The following is a 19,285-nucleotide window of genomic DNA, read 5'->3' on the forward strand; positions in this document are numbered from 1 at the left end:
TGCCGGATCAGAGCGCGAAGTCTGCCTGCACGGGGAAGTGATCGGAGGGATAGCGCCCGTTCTTCGACGTGGTGACCGTCTGCGCGGACGTCGCTTCGACGCCCCGGTAGAGAATCCAGTCGATCCGCTTGGTCGCCTTGCCGGTGAAGTCGTGGAAGGTCTCCGCCGGGCCGGTGTGCGTCGGCGCGGCGATCCACGCGTCCTTGAACGTGGCCGTGAGCGCCTTGTGCGTCTCGCTCTCCGGTCCCGTGTTGAAGTCGCCCGTGAGGATCACCGGTACATGGGCGGGAAGCTTCGCGATCCATGCGGCGATCTGGTGCGCACTGCGTGAGCGGGCATCCTCGTCCTGGTCGCGGTACGGAAAATGCGTGTCCAGCAGGTAGAACCGCTTGTGGTCCGACAGCCGCTCGAACAGCGCCCAGTTGACCATGCGCGGAAACACGTTGCCCCAGGTGATGCTGGCCACCTTGTCCGGCGTGTCGGACAGCCAGAAGTCACCCGATTCGATCACCTTCAGGCGATCCTTCCGGTAGAAGATGCCCATGTGCTCGTCCCGGTGCTCACCGAAACGGTCGCGACCGAACCAGGTGTATTCCGGCAGCCGCGCCACGGTGTCGTCGCCCTGTGCCTTGTATAGCTCCTGCGTGCCGACGATGTCCGGATGCAGCTGACGGATGGTATCGGCGAACAGGTCGCGTCGGTGCGGCCAGTCGTTCAGTCCATCGTTGCCGGTCATCGTGCGTACGTTGAACGTCATGACTTTCAGGTCGTCCGCCATGGCGGGCGTGACGAAGGCGGCGGCCAGGCCGGCGATCAGGGCGAAGTGGCGAAAGCGAAGCATGCGGGTCGGCGTCCTTCTGGGGAGGGATCGCCCGACTATAGCGACGTAACGCCGTAACGGCATGAAGCCGCCTTTCTGCAGCGACGCGACATCGCGCCGCCCACCGCACGACGGCCGATGGTGCAGAATGACCGTCCGCCATTCGATGGAATCCGGGATCCCGCCATGACCGAAGCCGACCGCAACGCAACGCCCTCCGGCTCGAACGGTCGGCGGACGGCGATCATCGTCATCCTGGTGGCGTTCATCGCCTCGGCCACCACCACCTTCCTCGCCATCACCGAGTCGCATCGCGTGCGCAAGGCGGATACCGTCGCCCAGGACGCGGATGTACGCGATCTACGCGCCTTCGCCAGCGACTGGGCATCGCGCGTGGAGCAACTGCGCGCGGCGCCTGCCGCGGTCCAGCCGGAGCGGTTGGCGGCACTTCCGCCCCGTATCGAAGCACTCGCGGCCTGGAAGCCGCGCACGCCCTGCGGCAACGATGCACGTGAGGCCTTGCGCGTGTCGATGGAGACACGCGTGGGTTATGTCCGGCGCGTGCTGGCGAAAGACACCGTGCCCGAGGCGCACATCGACGAAGGGCGCGCGCTGGAGCAGAGCCTGCAGCGTTGCATCGCGGAACAAGGGCGGGACGTCACGACCTGATCCACCGCTCGCTCAGGTGTCGCCCGATCTGGCGTCGTAGCGCTGACGCGCCGCGTCCACCTCGTCGAGGTTCTGGTGCATCCACGCGTAAAGCGCCTTGAACGGCCGATGCAACGAGCGGCCCAGATCGGTCAGGGCGTATTCCACGCCGATGGGCGCTGCCGGCAGGATCGTCCGTGTCAGCAGACCGTTGCGCTCAAGCCGGCGCAGGCACTGGGTCAGGGCCTTCTGCGTAACGCCTTCCAGCTGGCGCTTGATCGCATTGAAGCGTAGCGGGCCGCTGTGCAGCACGGTGAGCACCATCATCGACCACTTGTCGGTCACCTGCTCGAACAGCAGGCGGCTGGGGCAGCCGGCGGAAAACCGCTCGGGACTGCACGTGGGCGATAGGGTGGTTTCCATGGATATACCTGAGCGCCTGCAAGTGCCTTATTGACGCCAAGTATATCGCGTATACCATGCGGCGCATCCTCCAATGCGAAAAATCTCATGTCCCAGGCCGCCGTCGATCCGCTGTTTCGTCCCTTCACCATCAAGGGTTTGACCCTTAAAAACCGCATCGTCATGGCGCCCATGACGCGCACGTTCGCTCCGGAGGGCGTGCCCGGCGAGGCGAACGCCGCCTATTACCGTCGCCGCGCCGCCGGCGATGTCGGCCTGATCCTCTCGGAAGGCACGGTGATCGATCGTCCCGCGTCGCGTAACGAGCGCGACATCCCCTCGTTCTTCGGTGAGGCGGCCCTGGCCGGCTGGCGCAGTGTCATCGACGAGGTACACGCGGCCGGCGGCCGCATGGGCCCGCAGATCTGGCACACCGGTGCCACCCACGGCCGCTCCGGCTGGAATCCGCCGGCGCCGAAGGAGAGCCCGTCGGGCCTGAACGGCCCGGGCGATGCCAACGGCGTGGCCATGACCGACGAAGACATCGCCGACACCGTGGCCGCCTTCGCCAGCGCGGCGGCGAGTGCCAAGGCCCTGGGTTTCGATGTGGTCGAGCTGCACGGTGCACACGGCTACCTCATCGATCAGTTCTTCTGGCAGGGCTCCAACGAGCGCACCGACCGCTACGGCGGCGCAACCCTGGCCGAGCGTTCGCGCTTTGCCGGTGAAGTGGTGGCCGCCGTCCGCGCCGCCATCGGTCCGGACATGCCGCTGATCCTGCGTGTCAGCCAGTGGAAGCAGCAGGACTACAAGGCCCGCCTCGCGCCGACACCGGCCGAGCTGGAGGCCTGGCTTTCGCCGCTGGTCGATGCGGGCGTGGATGTACTGCACTGCTCGCAGCGGCGGTTCTGGGACCCGGAGTTTCCGGAGATCGACGGAGAGAACGGCCTCAACTTCGCCGGCTGGGCGAAGAAGGTCACCGGCGCCGCGACGATCTCGGTCGGGTCGGTTGGGCTTTCCGGTGAGTTCCTGGCTTCGTTCGGCGGCGAGACGTCGTCGCCGGTGGGCGTGGAGCGTCTTGCCGAGCGGCTGGAGCGGGAAGAGTTCGACCTGATCGCCGTGGGTCGTGCGTTGATTGCCGATCCGGATTGGGTGTCGAAGGTGCGTGCGGGAGAGACCGAGAAGATGAAGTCGTTCGATCCGGCGTCGTTGGCCGAGCTGGTCTGAGGTTTGCGGGCTGGCTACGCGTAGGGTCGGCTCGACCGGCGGCACCAGTACATCGTCATCGCCGCATTGACGATGACCAGGGCCGCCGGCAAAAGCAGGCCCGCCCGTGGATGGCCTGCATGGAGGACGGCCCCTGCCGTCGCGCCGGCAATGAAGCAGGTGATGACCAGCACACTGACCTGGGCGCGTCGGACGTCAGGGGCTGCGCCGCGCAGCCACTGGCCGAGCGTGATGCCCAGGTCGGTGAACATGCCCGTGAGGTGCGACGTGCGAAGCACCGCGCCGGTGACGAACGATGTGGTGCCGTTCTGCAGGCCGATGGCCAGCGCGCAAAGCCACGCCGCACGCGCGGGATACACGTCGATGGACCAGGCCGCGGCGCCCAGTAGCATGGCCTCGAAGAGCAGCATGAGTGCTGCCGCGTGGCTGGCCCGCCATCGCTCGGTCCGAATGCACCATGCGCTGATCGCGCACCCGGCGGTGAAGAGGCCGATGACCAGGCCGGCGTGGCCCAGCAGGTTGGCGTCCGCACTGGCCATGCCCAGGGCTGCCTCGGTACTGACGCCGGTGAGGTGGGTGACGCCGCCGTGCTGGAGGGCGAGAAGCGCCGAGGCGTTGACCGCGCCCGCCACGAAGGGGAGGCTGATGGCCCATAGCCAGATCCATCGGGGAAATGCGGGGATCATTTGGTGGGATGCCGTGTCTGTTGGCGCAGTGTGGGAAGGGAGTGATGCCGTGTATGCACGCGACCTGGAAACGATCTGATCGCTACAGTCCGAGAATCTCGAATGCATCGTCACGTGGGGCATAGCCGATCGCGCGTTTCGTCTTCTCGATGGAAAGACGCTTGTAACGGTTGTCGGAAACCCCGTTCACAACGGTGAAGCCCTGTAATTCCGCCTCGATGCAACGGGCAAGAAGTGCAACCACGTCTCTGTAACTGACGAACGCAGCCACGTCTCTTGCGCTATGTGTCTCACCTGCCTTGAAGTCGGCCACGTTTGCTATACGCACGGCGACCGTGGTCATTGATCCATCGTTCGAGTGCAGCGAAGCCATGGCTTCCCCAAAAACTTTGCTCGCGCCATAAAGGTTGCCCGGTCGTGCCGGTGCATCTTCATCGATCTGGACATCCGTCGGGTAGCCCTCGATCGCTTGGGCACTGCTGGCGAAGATGAAGCGCTTGCAGCCTTGTGCCTGGGCCGCGGCCAACATGTTGTAGGTACCGACGATATTTATCGGCAGCAGCGACTCCATGAACGGTGCATCGGGGTTGGGATCGGCCGCCAGGTGGAGCACGGTATCCATGTCCTCGCAAGCCTTGAGGCACGCAGCGTAGTCGGTTACGTCGAGCACCACTTTTCCCGACGAATCAGGCAGGCTGCCTGGATTGATATCCGCGAGCCGCAGATCGAAGCGGGTGCCTTGCGACATGTAAAAAGCAGAGCCAATCCTGCCACCGGCCCCTGTGACCAATACCCGCCGCAATGCCATCGATAACTCTTGTAGTTGTCGGAGCATTTTAGCGTGCATAAGGGACGGTTTAGCTTGTCCGCTCATTGGCGGCGTTTGCTCGGACACCGTGTTCGTCGCCCCGGTTTGGCAAAGGCTGTCGGTGTGAGGCGCCCGCCTCGAAGCGAAGCTGAATGGAAGTCGACGAGGCCAAGCACAACGGTCATTTGACGAAGGGCGAGCAGAAGCGCCTCAATCAGTCGGAAATCGCGATAGCAATCACATTTACCGTCAGAAGCACTGATGCCTGCTTGAAGAAATGCATGCATGAAAAAGGCCACCGCAAGGGAGGCCTTTTCAATGAATAAATGGTGGCTCGGGACGGAATCGAACCGCCGACACGGGGATTTTCAATCCCCTGCTCTACCAACTGAGCTACCGAGCCACGAGTGCCTGCGACGATCGTCGCGGCGTGTGGAGCCGCGTATTAAATCGGGTGAGCGCCCCCGCGTCAAGCCTCTTGTTCGGGCGGCACGTAACCGGCGGGCTGGATCACGTCGCCGCCGAAGAAATACTTCTCCATCTCCCCACTGAGGAAGCCGCGGGTCTTCGGGTCCAGCGGGGACAGGCGCATCTCGTTGATCAGCATGGTCTGGTGCGACAGCCACTGGGCCCAGGCTTCCTTGGACACGCCTTCGTAGATGCGCTTGCCCAGGTCGCCGGGCCAGGGGGCGAAGTCGAGGCCTTCGGCATCGCGGCCGAGCTTGACGCAGTGGACCATGCGGGTCATGGGGATATCTCCGGAAGATTGTCTAGCAGCGTGCGAACGGGGGCGGGCAGGCCCAGCGCGGCCAGCTCGCCGGGCGAGCACCAGCGGCGGTCGTCGCGATCGGCCGCGGCGGCCAGCGGGGCCGCATGGTCGAACAGGATGGGTGATACGTCCAGCCGGTAGTGACTGAACACGTGGGTGAAGGCGGGCAGGGCGTCGGGCTGGCCCACGCGTGCGAGGCGCAGCGCGGCGGCGGGTGCGGCCTCGGCATCGGTCGCCTCGGGCAGGCTCCACAGGCCCGACCACACGCCTTGCGGGCCGCGCTTCTCCAGCAAGATGCGGCCTTGCGCATCGCGCAGCAGCAGCATCGCCAGGGCGCGGGTGGGAATCTTCTTGCCGGGCTTGGCCGTCGGCAGCACAGCGGTCAGGCCGTCGCGATGGGCGACGCACGTGGCGGCGTGTGGACACAGCAGGCAGGCCGGCTTGCTGCGTATGCACAGCGTGGCGCCCAGGTCCATGATCGCCTGCGTGTAGTCGGCGGTGCGCTCGGCGGGCGTGTGCTCGTCCGCGTGTATCCACAGGCGCTTTTCCACGGCGCTTTCGCCCGGATGCCCGGCAATGCCGTGGTATCGGGTGAGCACGCGCTTGACGTTGCCATCCAGGATCGGGTGCCGCAGTCCGTAGGCCTGCGCCAGGATCGCGCCGGCCGTCGATCGACCGATGCCGGGCAGGGCCATCAGTGCGTCGAGGTCGCGCGGCAGCTCGCCGCCGTGCCGCTCCACGCACAGCTGCGCGGCACGATGCAGGAAGCGCGCGCGACGGTAGTAGCCCAGGCCGGACCACAGCGCGAGCACGGTGTCTTCGTCGGCCGCCGCCAGCGATGCAAGGGTGGGCAGGCGCTGCACGAAGCGCTGGAAGTAACCGATCACGGTGACCACCTGCGTCTGCTGCAGCATGATCTCCGACAGCCACACGCGGTAGGCGTCGCGCGGGTGCTGCCAGGGCAGGTCCTTGCGGCCGTGATGGTCGTACCAGCGCAGCAGCTCGCGGGCGAAGGGGTTCATCGCGCGGAGCCTGTCTTCGCTGCGGTGGCGGTGCGCGCGGGCGCAGGTGTCGGCGCGGTGGCGGTCCCGGCGGGCGCCGATGTCGATGCCGATGCCGGGGGAGCCGAGGCGTCGTCCGCCGTGGCACGAATGCGCAGGCCCTTCACGTGCACCGAGCCTGCATCCACCGTTTGCGCGTCCACCGTGCCCAGCAGGGGCGGCAGCGTCGGCGTGCCGCCGGCGTTGATGCCAGCCCACCATTGGGCCACGGCCAGCGGCGGCACGCGCACATCGACATGCTCGGTGGGGCTGTCGACCTTCAGCGCCACCGAGAGCGGGTCCTTCTCGTTCGCCGGCGTCATGCCCAGCACGATGTCCAGCGGCGGTGCATCGTGCCGTGTCGCGCGGCCGGCGAGCGACGCGCCGACGTCGGCGCCGCCGCGCCACGTGGCGGAGCCCTGCAAGGAAGCGGCGAAACGATCGTCGCTGGACAGGTCCAGCTGTAACTCGCCCAGGGTAAGCACGCCATGGGCCAGGAGCGGTCGCGTACTCAGTGTCATCGCATAGTGCTGGTCGTCGATCAGGGCGGACAGCGTGAGATCGAACGCGCGGCCGTTGGCGAGGCGCCCCGCGTCGATGTCCACATCGGACATCAGCAGGCGATTGCCGCGGGTCAGCGTGCCGCGCGAAATACTGAATCCTGCGTCGATGCCCGGCAGGAAGGCACCGGACGTCGAGGGCTGCGGCGGCAGTGTGTCGAGGTAGGCGGACACCGCATCCATGTCGATGCGCGCGCCTTCCAGCTCCAGCCGCGACACCGTGGTTTCGCCGCCTAGCAGCGTGCGCCAGGGCAGCACCAGCTTGCCGCGCGATGCCACGATCAATGGCGTGCCGGAGCCGCGTGCGCGCAGGGTAAGGCCTTCCAGTTCCAGCGCAGGTTTCGGCCACAGCGTGGGGCTGGCCGGATTGGCCAGCCCGAGGTCGAGCCCGGCGGCCTCCGCGCGCGACTGCAGCATGGCGGTGAACCGTTCGGGCTGCAGCACCACGTACATGGCGATCAGCGCGGCGAGCAGGAAAACGACAAGCAGGCCGGCAACGGCGAGCAGGCCGATCCGCAGTCGACGGGTCACGAAGTCGACCTGTGCGCCATGCCTGTCATCAGCCGCCGAGGTTGGCCGGGAGCAACCCGTCGACGAAGGCGGCCGCATCGAACACGCGCAGGTCGGTGGCGGTTTCGCCGAGGCCGACGTAGCGGATCGGCAGGCCGAACTCGCGGGCCAGCGCGAACATGACGCCGCCCTTGGCGGTGCCGTCCAGCTTGGTCACCACCAGGCCGGTGACGCCCGCCGTGTCGCGGAACTGGCGCAGCTGGCTGATCGCGTTCTGGCCGGTGGTGCCGTCGATCACCATCAGCACCTCGTGCGGTGCGGCGCCGTCCAGCTTCTTCATCACGCGGACGATCTTGCCCAGCTCGTCCATCAGGCCGCCCTGCGTGTGCAGACGGCCGGCGGTGTCGGCGATCAGCACCTGGGTGCCACGCGAGCGCGCCGCCTGCAGGGCATCGAAGATGACGCTGGCGGAGTCCGCATCCTGGCCCTGCGAAACCACGGGCACCTTGTTGCGGTCGCCCCATGTTTTCAGCTGCTCGACGGCGGCGGCGCGGAAGGTGTCGCCGGCAGCCAGCATCACGCCGCGGCCCTCGTCCACGTAGCGACGCGCCAGCTTGCCGATGGTGGTGGTCTTGCCCACGCCGTTGATGCCGACGGTGAGGATCACGAAAGGCGTGTGGGTGGAGACGTCCAGCGGTCGCTCCACCGGCTTGAGCAGGGCGACCAGTTCGTCGCGCAGGGCCTTGAGCATGACGCCCGCGTCGGCGAACTCGCGCTTGTGCATGCGCTTTCGCAGGCCTTCGACGAGCTGGGTGCTGGCGTCGACGCCCACGTCGGCGGTGATCAGGGCGGTTTCCAGCTCGTCGAGCAGGTCGTCGTCGAGCTTGGGGTGGCGCACGAACAGCGCGCCCAGGCTCTTGGCGAAGCCGCTGCCGGAGAGGCGATCGCGCCAGCTACGTCTGGCGGCGGTTTCCGGCACGGGATCGGCCTCGCGCGCGGCCTCGACCACTACGGCCGGCTCGGCCGCAGGTTCTACCTCGGGGGCTTCCGGCTCGGGCGCGACCGTCTCGGCCAGCGCCTCGGCGACCAGGGTGCCCAGGTCGGTAGCGGCCGGATCGGCTGTGCGATCGACACGGTCGTCCGTGGCCGGGGCGTCCGTCGGGGCGGGGGCGGCGGGCTTCTTTTTCCAGAACTTGAGCATTGCGCGAGGGATTCAAAGACAATGGGCGAATGCTAGCACTCCCGCCCACACTGGCCGCTGAGCGATGACCGCCACCGGCCGCATCCGCATCATCGGCGGAACCCTGCGCAACTCCCGCTTGGCCGTCCCCGAACTGCCCGGGCTGCGGCCTACCGCCGAGCGTGTGCGCGAAACCCTGTTCAACTGGCTGCAGCCTGTGCTTGCCGGGTCGCGCTGCCTGGATGCCTTCGCCGGTACGGGCGCGCTGGGCATCGAGGCCCTGTCGCGCGGCGCGGCGGCGGTGACCTTCGTCGAGCGCGACACGCGTCTGGCCGCGGCGCTGCGGGACAACCTTTCGCGCCTGAAGACAGCGGGGGAGGTGATCGGCGACGACGTGGCTCGCCGGCTGAAGGGCCCGGCCACCCCGTTCGACGTGGTGTTCCTGGACCCCCCGTTCGCCCTGTCGGCCTGGGCGGACACCGCGGCCCTGCTGGAGGCCGGGGGCTGGTTGAGCCCCACGGCATGGATTTATGTCGAGGCCCCGTGCGAGGCCTCCTTCACGTTGCCCGACACATGGCGTCCGCACCGCCAGGGCCATGCCGGTGAAGTCGCCTACGCCCTCTATCGCCGCGCCCCGGTTGATCCGTTAAGCTAGCCCGCGATTTCCCTGACCTTAGTGTCCATGACTCCTGCGCCGGCCAATCCGCGACTTGCCGTCTATCCCGGCACGTTCGACCCCATCACGAACGGTCACGCCGACCTGGTGTCGCGTGCTGCCCCGCTGTTCGACCGCATCGTGGTCGCGGTGGCGGAAAGCCGCAACAAGGGCCCGGGCTTCAGCCTGGGCGAGCGTATCGCCCTGGCGCGGCTGGCCCTGGCCGACCTGCCGAACGTGGAGGTGCGCGGTTTCGACTGCCTGCTGGCCCACTTCGTCACGGAAATCGGTGCCGGCGTGATCCTGCGCGGGCTGCGTGCCGTGTCCGACTTCGAATACGAATTCCAGCTGGCCAGCATGAACCGTCACCTGATTCCCCAGGCCGAGACGCTGTTCCTGACCCCGGCTGAGCAGTACAGCTTCATTTCCTCCTCGCTCGTGCGTGAAATCGGTCGCCTGGGTGGCGATATTTCCGGCTTCGTGCATCCGGCGGTGCAGCAGGCCATGCGCCAGCGCTGGCGCAACTCTTGAAACCAAAGGTGATCATCATGCGTAAGTTCGTCCTCGCCGCGTCCGTGGCCCTGACCGCCGCCCTGGCCCTTTCCGCCTGCAACAAGTCGGAAGACGCCGACCAGGCAGCCACGCAGCAGGAAGCCGCCGTCGCCAAGCCTTCCAACCCGACCGATACCAAGGCCTGGAGCCAGTACTTCGGCCAGATCGTGCGCAAGAACATGGAAGGCATGACGGCCGACCGTCCGTTCCCGTACTTCGTGCCGGCCGGTGACGACCAGAACGGCCAGGACGGCCGCGCCCGCCAGCTCGAGAACGTACAGGGCACCGTGGCCCGCGGCGTAACGCCGGGCAACATGCTGGTGTTCGGCGGCCCGGAGTCGACCAAGACCGCCGACCTGATCGTCGAGGCGTTCAAGGGTGCCAATGCGGGCTCGTTCAAGAACGTCATCGTGCTGTTCATCGGCGACCAGGCCGACCAGCAGCGTGTCACCGACGCCCTGACCCCGACCGGCGCCACCGTCCGCTTCGTGCAGATGTAAACGGCCCGGCCTACCGGTCCGTGATGAAGAAGGCGCCGCACCCGCGGCGCCTTCTTCCGTTATGGGGGTAAAATGCCACCATGTCCCTGATCATCCTCGACACCTGCGTCAACTGCGACGTCTGCGAGCCCGTGTGCCCCAACAAGGCCATCTCCCTGGGCGAGCAGTACTACGTGATCGACCCGGACCTCTGCACCGAATGCGTCGGCCATTTCGATAACCCGCAGTGCGTGGAAGTGTGCCCGGTGGAGTGCATTCCCCACGACCCGGATCGCGTGGAAACCGAGGACCAGCTGCGGCTTAAGTACGAACACCTGATGGCCCGGGCCGCTTCCTGAGACCCGCCAGGGCGCCATGCGGTACCCTCGTGGGCAGAGAATTTTCCTGTCCGGAGACAACATCCATGGTCCATGCTCCGTCATGGCGCGTGCTCGTCGCGAGCCTCGTCCTTGTCCTCGGTGCCGGTGCGTCCGCCGCCAGGGACACCGCCACGGCCTCGCGCGGCCCCGGTCACGCGGCTATCGCCAGCGCCAATTTCCTTGCCACCAACGCCGGCTTCGAAGTGCTGGGCAAGGGTGGCAACGCCTTCGACGCCGCCGTGGCGGTCTCGGCCACGCTGGCCGTGGTTGAGCAGCAGAGCTCCGGCATCGGCGGCGGCTTCATGGCGCTGCTGCATCGCGCGTCGGACAACCGCGACGTGTTCATCGATGCGCGCGAGGCCGCGCCCAAGGCCGTGGACATGAAGGCCTACGTCGGCAGCGACGGCAAGCCCAACCGCGATACTTCGACCAACGGCCCGCTGTCGTCAGGCATTCCCGGTGAGCCGGCCGGCCTGGTGTGGATGGCCGAACACTACGGCAAGCTGCCGTTGTCCACGTCGCTGGCGCCGGCCATCCGCATCGCGCGGGAAGGCTTCCAGCCGGATGCGCGCTTCCTCGGTGCCATCGAGGATCGCCAGGCGGTGCTTTCGCGTTACCCGTCGTCCGCGGCGATCTACCTGCCGGGTGGTGCGGTGCCGTCGCCGGGTTGGACATTGCGCCAGCCCGACCTCGCCAACACGCTCGAGCGCCTTGCCGCCAAGGGGCACGACGGCTTCTACAAGGGCGAGACCGCGAAGCTGCTGGTGTCGTCGTCGCGTGCGGCGGGCGGCAACTGGACAGCGGCCGATCTGGATGCCTACAAGGTCAAGGAGCGCCAGCCCCTCACGGTGAACTACAAGGGGTTCCGTATCGTCACGGCGCCGCCGCCGTCCTCCGGCGGAGTGGCCATTGCCGAGGTGCTGAACATCCTTTCCGGCTTCGACCTGACCAAGCTCGACATGGCGCATGCCACGCACCTCACCATCGAAGCCATGCGCCGGGCGTTCCGTGACCACAACGAGTACCTGGGCGATCCGGACTTCGTGAAGATGCCGCTCGACATGCTGCTGTCGCCGTATTACGCCGACGGCCTGCGCGCGACGATCTCCCCGGACAAGGCCACCCCCTCCGACCTGCTGCCCACCTCCATGGCGCCGGAGCCGGGCATGCACACCACGCATTTCTCGGTGATCGATGCCGACGGCAACATGGTGGCCTCCACGCTCACGGTCAATCTCGAGTTCGGCTCGGCCTTCGTCGCCGGCGGCACCGGTGTGGTGCTCAACGACGAGATGGACGATTTCGCGCTGGTGCCAGGGCAGCCGAACGCGTTCGGCCTGCGCGGTGCACTGGCCAACGCGCCGGCCCCCGGCAAGCGCATGCTCTCGTCGATGTCGCCCAGTTTCGTGTTCGGCGCGGATCGCACGGCGGTCATCGGCTCGCCCGGCGGCTCCACCATCATCACCCAGGTGCTGGAAGGCATCCTCGCTTTCGTCGACGGCAAGAGCGCGTCCGAGATTGCCGCGCAGAAACGCTACCACCACCAGTACCTGCCCGATCGCGTGGACGTGGAAGCCGGTGTGTTCGACGATGCCACCACGAAAACACTGACCGACATGGGCCATGTGCTGAAGAACCGCTCGCCGTGGGGGTTCATGAACGTGGTGACCTGGGACCGCCGCACCGGCAAGCTCGAGGCCGCCAGCGATCCGCGGCGTCCGTCCGGCCTGGGTAAGGTGCAATAGGAGCACACATGAAGCTGTGGTCGCTGATGGGTAATTCGCAGAAGCTGGACGGCGGTGCCATGTTCGGCAACGCCCCTCGCGCGCTGTGGTCGCGCTGGGCCGAGCCCGACGAGCACAACCGCATTCGCCTGGCCTGCCGCTGCCTGCTCGCGGCCGGGCTGGAGGGCCGCAACGTGTTGTTCGAGACGGGCATCGGTGCGTTCTTCGAGCCCGCCATGCGCGAGCGTTACGGCGTGATGGAAGACCGGCACGTGCTGCTGGAGTCGTTAGCCGAGGCCGGCTTCCGCCACGAGGACATCGACGTGGTGGTGCTGTCGCATCTGCACTTCGATCATGCCGGCGGGCTGCTGGCGCCCTGGGCGGATGGCGAGCCGGCACGGCTGCTGTTTCCCAACGCGCGCTTCCTTGTCGGTGCCGCGCACTGGGCCCGCGCGACCGATCCGCATCCGCGCGATCGTGCCTCGTTCATTCCGGACATCGTGCGGTTGCTCGACGAGAGCGGCCGGCTCGAGCTGGTCGAGCCGGGTGTCGCGACTTCGTTGGGCGAGGCCGTGCGCTTCGAGTTTTCCGAAGGACACACACCGGGACTGATGCTGGCTGAAGTGGGCGGCGTGGCTTTCTGCGCCGACCTGATCCCGGGCACGGCGTGGGTGCATGTGCCGGTGACCATGGGCTACGACCGCTGGCCCGAGAAGCTGATCGATGAGAAGAAGGCCTTCCTCGACGACAAGATCGCGCGCGGGGTGAAACTGTTTTTCACTCACGACGAACACTGCGCCGCAGCCACGCCTGTAAAAGACGATAAAGGCCGCTACCTCGCGGCCGATATGCTGGAGAGACTTGCCGGCGTCGATAGCCAGCCGGGTGCGATACGGGAATCGGGATGCGGTCCAGACACACGATGAAACACACCGGCCTGGCCTGGGCGTCACGGCTGGCCGGTGCGGCGTTGCTCCTGGTAGGGCTGGGTCTGATCGCCTGGAACGAACGGCGTGTCATGGATTACGGCACCGCCGTCGCCCGCCACGGCGGCGCGGCAGTACTCGACCTGGGCGCGAACGGGCGACCCTCCGCGGGGCAATACGGATCGCTGACCCGGGTCACCGGTGTCCCTAAGATCATCGATGCGCCGCGCGATGCGGACTTCAACGTACGTGTCGAGTCCACCGTGCTCGTGCGCCATGTGGAGATGTACCAGTGGCGTGAGATCACGGTCGGTGGGGTCACGCACTACGAGGTGGACTGGGTCGATCGCCCGATCGATGCCTCGGCGTTCGCCAAGCCGGCGGGGCACGTCAACCCAGGCGCCTTCCCGATCCAGGGGCGTCAGTTCGAGGCGGGCGAGGTCAGGCTCGGTCATTTCCGGCTGTCCACGCCCATCCTGCGGGCGTTCCCCGGTCGCGTCGATGTCGCGCCGGACGAGAAGAAGCTGCCGGCCAATTTCGCCGCCACCTTCCAGCGCGCCGGCGATGCGCTGGTCACCAGCGCCAGGCCGGACAACCCGCGCCTGGGCGACCTGCGCATCTCCTGGGAAGCCGTGCCCGTGCAGTCGATGACCGTGCTGGCCCGCATCGATGGCGACACCCTGGTGCCCGGTACGCCGGTGAGGGAAGGGGATGCCGGGTTCGACGTGCAGGTGGGCGTCCGCAGCCTGCTCGACGTCATGCCCGTGCTCCCGCAGGCGCCGGGCGGCGTGACCTGGGTGCGCCTGGCCGCTTTCCTCGCCGCCTCGCTGGGCGCGCTGCTGCTTGCCTGCACCAGTCGCCTGCGCCGCGACGTGCTTTTCGCCGCCGGTACCGGGGCCGTTATCGTCGCGTCCGTGGCCGGTGTGATGTGGATGGCTGGCGACGCGATGGCTGCCAGCGTATGGTTGCTCGTCGCCGTACTGGGGGCGGGGCTGGCCATCTGGCGTGTGCAGCAACAAACCTCACCGGCATCGAACTGACCTGGGAAGACAAGGCATGCGTATCACGGGATTGTATGCGGCGCTGGTTGCGCTGCTGATGATGGGACTCGCCATTCGGGTGATACGGCTGCGCCGGCGCACCAGCATCGGGCTGGGCGATGGTGGCAACCGCGCCGTGGCGTGTGCGGCGCGTGCCCATGGCAACGCCGCCGAGTACGTGCCGCTGGCGCTGATCCTGCTGCTGGTGCTGGAGCTCAACCAGACCCTGCCGATGCTGTTGCACGTGTTCGGCATCGTGCTGGTGGTTGCCCGCGTGCTGCATGCGATCGGGCTCTCGCAGACCCCGGGCGTCTCGGCGGGGCGTGCCATCGGCGCGGGGCTGACCCTGCTGGTGATCCTCGCCATGGCGGCGATGCTGATCTGGCAGTACGTGGTGATCCACCTGATCGCGCCGGCGACACTCTGAGCCGGCGATCAGGCCTCGGCGGTGGCGGAGCCGTCCGCGAACGCGTAGACGTGATCCGCCCAGCTGGTCGCCTCGACATACATGGTGGCCATGGCGGTCACATGCTGCTCGCGTAGCGCGTCTTCGCTTTCCACCTCGCCCTGTTCCCAGTGGCGCACCTGGTCGAGGATGGTGGCGAAAGGCCCGGTACCGTCCAGCAGCGCCTCGCGGATCTCGATGGCCAGGGGCAGGTGCTCCAGCACATAGGCCATCGACGCGTTCATCAAGGTATCCAGCAGCGAGAACAGGCCGGCGGTAAAGGCCATCTCCTGCAATTCGGGCTTGATGCTTCGGGCCAGTTTTTCGCACATGTGCGCGCGCACCAGGGCCAGTCGCAGCAGCTCGGGCGGACGCTCGTCCATGCCCGAAACGGCCATGGTGAAGATCCAGTTGCGCATGCGGTTGACGCCGAAGAACACGGCGGCCTGTTCCACCGATTTCAGCTGGCGGGGCAGGGCGAAGTAGGCGGAGTTGACGCAGCCCAGCAGCTTGTAGCTGAGGATGGCATCGTCGCGGACGATCTTGCCCATCTCGACGGGGCCGTTTTCCGGGTCTTGCAAGGCGCCCATCAGGCGCAGCACACCCAGCTTGCTGGGCGTCAGTCGCGGCATGTCCACCCGCTCCGGACGAAGCAGGTACTTGCCCTGGAAACCGTCGACGTCCTGTTCGGCGTAGTCGACGAAGTTCTCGTGGGTGTCGACTCCGGTGACGATGACCTTGACGCCGAACGCATGCACGTAGTCCATGTGCGCCCGCGCTGCCACCGGGTGTCGGTGGTCCACCGCGATCTTGGCGAACTGGACGATACGCAGCAGGGCATCCACGCCGGCACGGTGTTCCGGGTCGGCGGGGAGGTTGAAATCCTCGAGCATGAACAGGCAGCCGTGGCTTTTCAGCTCACGCAGCTTGGTCAGCAGGGCGTCGTCGCTGCCCACATCGGCGCCGATACTGGCACCCAGGCGCGCGTTGTGACGCAGGATGTCGGCATGCTCCAGCAGCAGCGAGCGCGACATGTGCAGGAAGGCGCGGTTGTCGCGCACCAGGCGCTTGAGGCTGCCGTCGGCGATGGCGCTGAGCGTGGCCTGCGTATGCGCGATGGCAGCCGTCTCGATGTCGGTGCCGGCAGGCCGCGGGAAGATCAGCTCGTAGGCGAACAGCGACTGCTTCTTGTCCAGAATGGGCACGCGGACGATAGGCAGGATGCCATCGTCGTTCACCGCTATCGGCTGGGGGGATGCTGCCATGACTGTCTCGTACGCCGTGTGGTGAACCCGCGGTATCGCGTGTGCCGGGGTGTCAGGCCTGGGCCAGCATCCCGGAACGAAGTCTTACTTTTGTCGCGCCGGTGGGGCCGTAGGTCGAGCCGCCGGGCGCATCGCCGGCCAGCAGGGCCAGGGCCTGGCGAACATGGGCCATGCGCTGTGCCACGATGCGGCCGTTGACGTCGTTGAGCCGACGGCACTCGAGCAGGCGCTCGATGGTCGGCGACCAGCGGGGGTCGTGCAGGCTGTCGATACCGGCGGCGTCGCTGATCTGGCGGCGCTCGACATCGAGTTTCTCGATGTGGTCCAGCAGGCGGCTCTTGGTCCGTCCGGCGACTTCCAACGCGGGCATGTTCGCCTGGTCGAGCGCCATGCGCTCATCGATCAGGCTGGCGTGCAGCGCATCGACGTCACGGGCGAGGTCGCCCATGACGGCGCCTAGCGCCACGTCGAAGTCGGAGGCGGGCGTCGGGCTCATGCGCTGCTGGCGCCTCCGATCTGGCCTTCCATCGCAAGAAACTTGCTGGCGATGGCCTGGGCGTCGGGCTTGTAGCTGCCCTCGGCGAGACGCGAGCGGATCTCGTCGACGCGCTTGGCGTCGATGCCGTCGCCGCGACTGGCGGCATCCAGCGCCTTGGCCGAGTCCGTGATCCTGACGCTGTCACCGCTCGGACGAACCGGGCTGGCGTTCTGCGTCGGGGCGGCCGAACCCGTGGCGGCGTTCTGGGTGCGGAGCTGCACCGCCGGCTGCTGGTTAGGAATACCTGGCTTGATGGTGTTGGTCATGGTTTTTCCTCGGATCTGTTGTCCCTCAAGATCCTTATCGGCGGTCCGTCGGAGAACTTTAACTGGCGCGGTGTCGGAAATGTGACGCGGTCGGGCTTTTGCTCAGGGTAGCACCGCGACCAAGCCCGGTCCCCGCACCACGGCATCCAGCACCTTGCCCGACGAGGCGTTGCGCACCTTCAGCCGCGAGCCGGTGTCCCCGGCCCCCATGGCCACGCCCTCGGCACGGATGACCACGCCCTCGACGCTGGCCTCCATACTGACGGCGTCGCCGATGCGTACGGCCTGGCGGCCGGCCAGCATGCCCGGCGTCAGCACGGTGCCGGCGTTGACCGGGCGCGCCAGGGCCCGTCCACCGGCCTGCTCCAGGTCGGCGATATAGCCATAGGCCAGCGTAGCGACGTCGCGTTCTTCCGTATGGACATCGGTAGCGCCCAGCCCGTCGCCGCGTGCCAGCGGATGGCTGCTGACGAGTACCGGGGCGAAGAGCTTGACCATCACGGGCACCCGCACCGTCCAGCCACCCGGCACCGGGCAGCGCACGGTGACACTGACGCGCGCGTTCAACGGGCGATTGCCCGGCAGGGAGGCATCCAGGGGTGATGGGCAGTCGGCCAGGCGCAGCCGGCTGTCCAGCGGCGCGGCCTCCAGCACCATGCGGGTGCCGGGCAGCGCGCGGTGGGTCTGCAGCCAGGTCACCGCGGCCTGGCTCACCGCGTCGATCGGCTGTGCCGCCGCCGCGGCGAGCGGCCAGCCGCACAGGGTCGCCAGGGCGATCCCGCAGGGCAGGGCGCGACGGATCACGCAGCGCGCTCCGCGAGGGCAGCGGACAGGCCCTGGATCACGGTATCCAGTTCCTTGTTGAGCCCGGCAACCATGTGGCTGGCGTCGGCATGGCGACCTTCGCCCAGCGTGATGGCGAACTGCGAGGCCATCGAGGTGAAGCGCTCGCCGGCGCCGCGGATCCCATCGATCGATACATCCGGGCGGCGCACACGGAGCTGGTCGATGCAGCGCATCAGCGGCGTGGTATCCAGCCAGCGGCGATCGAGGCCGGCCGGGTCGCGCGACGCCAGTTCCACCGCATAGCGGAGGCCCTGGCAGGCTTCGCGGATCATCTGGCTGAGTCCGGCGGCGTCGAGGGCGCCATCGGTCTCGAGGCGGGCAAGGCTGAGGCGATGCGCCAGCACGGCGGCACGCGCCCCGGCATCGGCCTGGCGACGTGCCTCGTTACCGATGCGACCCAGCGACGTCTGCGACGTCTGGATGGCGGCGACACGAGTATTCAGTGCGCCCATGCCCTCACGAGCGGCATCGAGGCTGCCCTGCGCACCGCGCACGGCGGCATCGACGCGCCCCAGCGAGGCCTGCATGCCCGCGATACCGGATTGGGTCTGGTCCAGGCGGCGCAGGCTGTTCTGCACGGCGTCGTCCAGCTGGCCGGAGAACTCGCCGACGGTCTGCGTAACCTGGTCGATCTCGGCGGTGGCCTGCGTGGTCTTCTCGGCCAGCTGCTTCACCTCGTCGGCCACGACGGCAAAGCCGCGGCCGGCTTCACCGGCACGCGCCGCTTCGATGGCGGCGTTGAGGGCGACCAGATTGGTCTGGTGGGCGATGTCCTGCACCGCTGCGGTCAGCTTGCGGATTGCCGTGAAGTATTCGGAGAACTGGGCGTGGTTGCGGCTCATGCCCGACAGGGCGCTACGCAGCAGGCGCAGCTGGCCGTCGAGATCGCCTGCGGTGGCCTGGCCCTGGTTACCGGACTCGGCCATGCCCGCGACGCTGCCGTGCGCGTGGTCGATCGCCGTCGAAATCCTGGCGCTGGCCTCCGTCAATCGACCGGCGGTGTCGCGTGCGCCCTCGAGGTTGCCCACCAGATCCTGCAGGCTGACGCCCAGCGCCTGCGCGTTGGTCAGCACCATGCCCTGCTGCTCGATCGCCTGGATGGTGGTGGCCGGCGGCGTTCGCGGCACCTCGGCAGGCCTGAGCAAGGCGCCGAGCGCGCTGGCGGCCGCCGGGTACTGGGCGGAGAGGGCGCTGACTCGTGCGGCGTCGCCCGTGGCGGCGGCGTTGGCGAGGAGGCGTACGTGCTGGCTCCAGAGGAGGGTCATGATTTCGCTTTCGCTTGGTCGGATGGTCGCCCCTAGTAATCGTCCAGGAGCCGTCGTTCTTGAGCCAAGCAATCCGCGTGCCACCTTTGTCCTTTAGCGGCTTGGGGCAAGAGCCGGCGGGTGCCACCCTCGCGGCCACGCCTGCGGCGACCCGTCAATGAAAGCCGCTCCGCGGCCATGTATTGATTGCCCTACGGGCCGGGTCGGGCTTCGAACGGGGGTTTTCGACTCGACATCCCTGTCTCGCGAAAACG

24 protein-coding genes and 1 tRNA gene are annotated in these 19,285 nt (G+C 67.5%); 11 read left to right on the forward strand and 14 right to left on the reverse strand.

The genetic code is table 11. The annotated features are described in order from the left end of the window. Positions 1-7: 7 nt before the first annotated feature. On the reverse strand, positions 8-841 hold the full coding sequence (locus QRN34_RS18805; RefSeq protein WP_285406965.1) for an endonuclease/exonuclease/phosphatase family protein: 834 nt from the start codon (positions 839-841) through the stop codon (positions 8-10). Between the two features lie 165 nt (positions 842-1,006). Between QRN34_RS18805 and QRN34_RS18810 the strand changes: the two genes are divergently transcribed. Then, on the forward strand, positions 1,007-1,489 hold the full coding sequence (locus QRN34_RS18810) for a hypothetical protein (RefSeq protein WP_285406967.1): 483 nt from the start codon (positions 1,007-1,009) through the stop codon (positions 1,487-1,489). Positions 1,490-1,501: 12 nt separating this feature from the next. Here QRN34_RS18810 and QRN34_RS18815 read toward each other — a convergent pair whose 3' ends face one another. Then, a complete protein-coding gene (locus QRN34_RS18815) occupies positions 1,502-1,891 on the reverse strand; it encodes a helix-turn-helix domain-containing protein (RefSeq protein ID WP_285406969.1) in 390 nt (129 codons plus the stop codon). An 87-nt stretch (positions 1,892-1,978) separates the two neighbouring features. Between QRN34_RS18815 and QRN34_RS18820 the strand changes: the two genes are divergently transcribed. After that, complete coding sequence (locus QRN34_RS18820) at positions 1,979-3,097, forward strand: NADH:flavin oxidoreductase (RefSeq protein WP_285406972.1); 1,119 nt, start codon at positions 1,979-1,981, stop codon at positions 3,095-3,097. 14 nt (positions 3,098-3,111) lie between these two features. Here QRN34_RS18820 and QRN34_RS18825 read toward each other — a convergent pair whose 3' ends face one another. Next, entirely contained in the window at positions 3,112-3,783 is a 672-nt protein-coding gene (locus QRN34_RS18825) for a YoaK family protein (protein WP_285406974.1), read from the reverse strand. Positions 3,784-3,865: 82 nt separating this feature from the next. Continuing rightward, on the reverse strand, positions 3,866-4,678 hold the full coding sequence (locus tag QRN34_RS18830; protein WP_285406976.1) for an NAD(P)-dependent oxidoreductase: 813 nt from the start codon (positions 4,676-4,678) through the stop codon (positions 3,866-3,868). Between the two features lie 65 nt (positions 4,679-4,743). On the opposite strand from QRN34_RS18830, the gene QRN34_RS18835 reads away from it, so the two are divergent. After that, the gene (locus tag QRN34_RS18835; RefSeq protein ID WP_185754184.1) at positions 4,744-4,917 is read left to right on the forward strand and encodes a hypothetical protein; all 174 of its coding nucleotides are present in this window, start codon (positions 4,744-4,746) and stop codon (positions 4,915-4,917) included. A 1-nt stretch (position 4,918) separates the two neighbouring features. Here QRN34_RS18835 and QRN34_RS18840 read toward each other — a convergent pair. The 5 genes from QRN34_RS18840 to ftsY form a co-directional block, all read right to left on the reverse strand. After that, positions 4,919-4,994, reverse strand: a tRNA-Phe gene (locus QRN34_RS18840). Between the two features lie 66 nt (positions 4,995-5,060). After that, positions 5,061-5,339, reverse strand: coding sequence for an oxidative damage protection protein (locus tag QRN34_RS18845; protein WP_285406982.1), 279 nt, complete (start codon positions 5,337-5,339; stop codon positions 5,061-5,063). After that, positions 5,336-6,382 carry an A/G-specific adenine glycosylase gene (gene mutY / locus QRN34_RS18850; RefSeq protein ID WP_285406985.1) on the reverse strand — a complete coding sequence of 349 codons (1,047 nt, stop codon included), beginning with the start codon at positions 6,380-6,382 and terminating at the stop codon, positions 5,336-5,338. The genes QRN34_RS18845 and mutY overlap by 4 nt, the downstream gene beginning before the upstream one ends. Further along, positions 6,379-7,491, reverse strand: coding sequence for an AsmA family protein (locus tag QRN34_RS18855; RefSeq protein WP_285406987.1), 1,113 nt, complete (start codon positions 7,489-7,491; stop codon positions 6,379-6,381). Before QRN34_RS18855 ends, mutY begins: the two co-directional genes overlap by 4 nt. A 28-nt stretch (positions 7,492-7,519) precedes the next feature. Continuing rightward, on the reverse strand, positions 7,520-8,671 hold the full coding sequence (gene ftsY, locus QRN34_RS18860; RefSeq protein WP_285406990.1) for a signal recognition particle-docking protein FtsY: 1,152 nt from the start codon (positions 8,669-8,671) through the stop codon (positions 7,520-7,522). Between the two features lie 64 nt (positions 8,672-8,735). On the opposite strand from ftsY, the gene rsmD reads away from it, so the two are divergent. The 8 genes from rsmD (at position 8,736) to QRN34_RS18900 (ending at position 14,833) form a co-directional block, all read left to right on the forward strand. After that, entirely contained in the window at positions 8,736-9,305 is a 570-nt protein-coding gene (gene rsmD / locus QRN34_RS18865) for a 16S rRNA (guanine(966)-N(2))-methyltransferase RsmD (protein ID WP_285406993.1), read from the forward strand. Positions 9,306-9,332: 27 nt separating this feature from the next. Beyond that, complete coding sequence (coaD, locus tag QRN34_RS18870) at positions 9,333-9,836, forward strand: pantetheine-phosphate adenylyltransferase (RefSeq protein WP_036137081.1); 504 nt, start codon at positions 9,333-9,335, stop codon at positions 9,834-9,836. A 17-nt stretch (positions 9,837-9,853) separates the two neighbouring features. After that, on the forward strand, positions 9,854-10,357 hold the full coding sequence (locus QRN34_RS18875) for a hypothetical protein (RefSeq protein WP_285406996.1): 504 nt from the start codon (positions 9,854-9,856) through the stop codon (positions 10,355-10,357). Positions 10,358-10,437: 80 nt separating this feature from the next. Then, positions 10,438-10,695, forward strand: a complete 258-nt coding sequence (locus QRN34_RS18880; RefSeq protein WP_036137077.1) for a YfhL family 4Fe-4S dicluster ferredoxin — start codon at positions 10,438-10,440, stop codon at positions 10,693-10,695. Positions 10,696-10,760: 65 nt separating this feature from the next. After that, positions 10,761-12,461 (forward strand): gamma-glutamyltransferase, encoded by a 1,701-nt coding sequence (gene ggt, locus QRN34_RS18885; protein WP_285407002.1) that lies wholly within the window; start codon positions 10,761-10,763, stop codon positions 12,459-12,461. Between the two features lie 8 nt (positions 12,462-12,469). Then, on the forward strand, positions 12,470-13,366 hold the full coding sequence (locus tag QRN34_RS18890) for an MBL fold metallo-hydrolase (RefSeq protein ID WP_285407006.1): 897 nt from the start codon (positions 12,470-12,472) through the stop codon (positions 13,364-13,366). Continuing rightward, entirely contained in the window at positions 13,345-14,406 is a 1,062-nt protein-coding gene (locus tag QRN34_RS18895) for a TMEM43 family protein (protein ID WP_285407007.1), read from the forward strand. The genes QRN34_RS18890 and QRN34_RS18895 overlap by 22 nt, the downstream gene beginning before the upstream one ends. A 16-nt stretch (positions 14,407-14,422) precedes the next feature. After that, positions 14,423-14,833, forward strand: a complete 411-nt coding sequence (locus QRN34_RS18900) for an MAPEG family protein (RefSeq protein ID WP_285407008.1) — start codon at positions 14,423-14,425, stop codon at positions 14,831-14,833. Positions 14,834-14,841: 8 nt separating this feature from the next. Here the strand turns inward: QRN34_RS18900 and QRN34_RS18905 are convergent, their stop codons facing one another. From QRN34_RS18905 to QRN34_RS18925, 5 genes are all read right to left on the reverse strand, one after another. Further along, on the reverse strand, positions 14,842-16,116 hold the full coding sequence (locus QRN34_RS18905; RefSeq protein WP_285407009.1) for an HDOD domain-containing protein: 1,275 nt from the start codon (positions 16,114-16,116) through the stop codon (positions 14,842-14,844). A 52-nt stretch (positions 16,117-16,168) separates the two neighbouring features. Next, on the reverse strand, positions 16,169-16,612 hold the full coding sequence (locus QRN34_RS18910) for a flagellar protein FlgN (protein ID WP_285407010.1): 444 nt from the start codon (positions 16,610-16,612) through the stop codon (positions 16,169-16,171). Beyond that, positions 16,609-16,920, reverse strand: a complete 312-nt coding sequence (gene flgM, locus QRN34_RS18915) for a flagellar biosynthesis anti-sigma factor FlgM (protein ID WP_285407018.1) — start codon at positions 16,918-16,920, stop codon at positions 16,609-16,611. The genes QRN34_RS18910 and flgM overlap by 4 nt, the downstream gene beginning before the upstream one ends. A 102-nt stretch (positions 16,921-17,022) precedes the next feature. After that, positions 17,023-17,724: a flagellar basal body P-ring formation chaperone FlgA gene (gene flgA, locus QRN34_RS18920; RefSeq protein ID WP_285407021.1), complete on the reverse strand. Its 702-nt coding sequence runs from the start codon at positions 17,722-17,724 to the stop codon at positions 17,023-17,025. Next, positions 17,721-19,031 (reverse strand): methyl-accepting chemotaxis protein, encoded by a 1,311-nt coding sequence (locus QRN34_RS18925; RefSeq protein ID WP_036137050.1) that lies wholly within the window; start codon positions 19,029-19,031, stop codon positions 17,721-17,723. The genes flgA and QRN34_RS18925 overlap by 4 nt, the downstream gene beginning before the upstream one ends. Between the last annotated feature and the right edge of the window lie 254 nt (positions 19,032-19,285).

The sequence above is a fragment of the Luteibacter sp. ME-Dv--P-043b genome, assembly GCF_030209605.1.
GTDB lineage: Bacteria > Pseudomonadota > Gammaproteobacteria > Xanthomonadales > Rhodanobacteraceae > Luteibacter.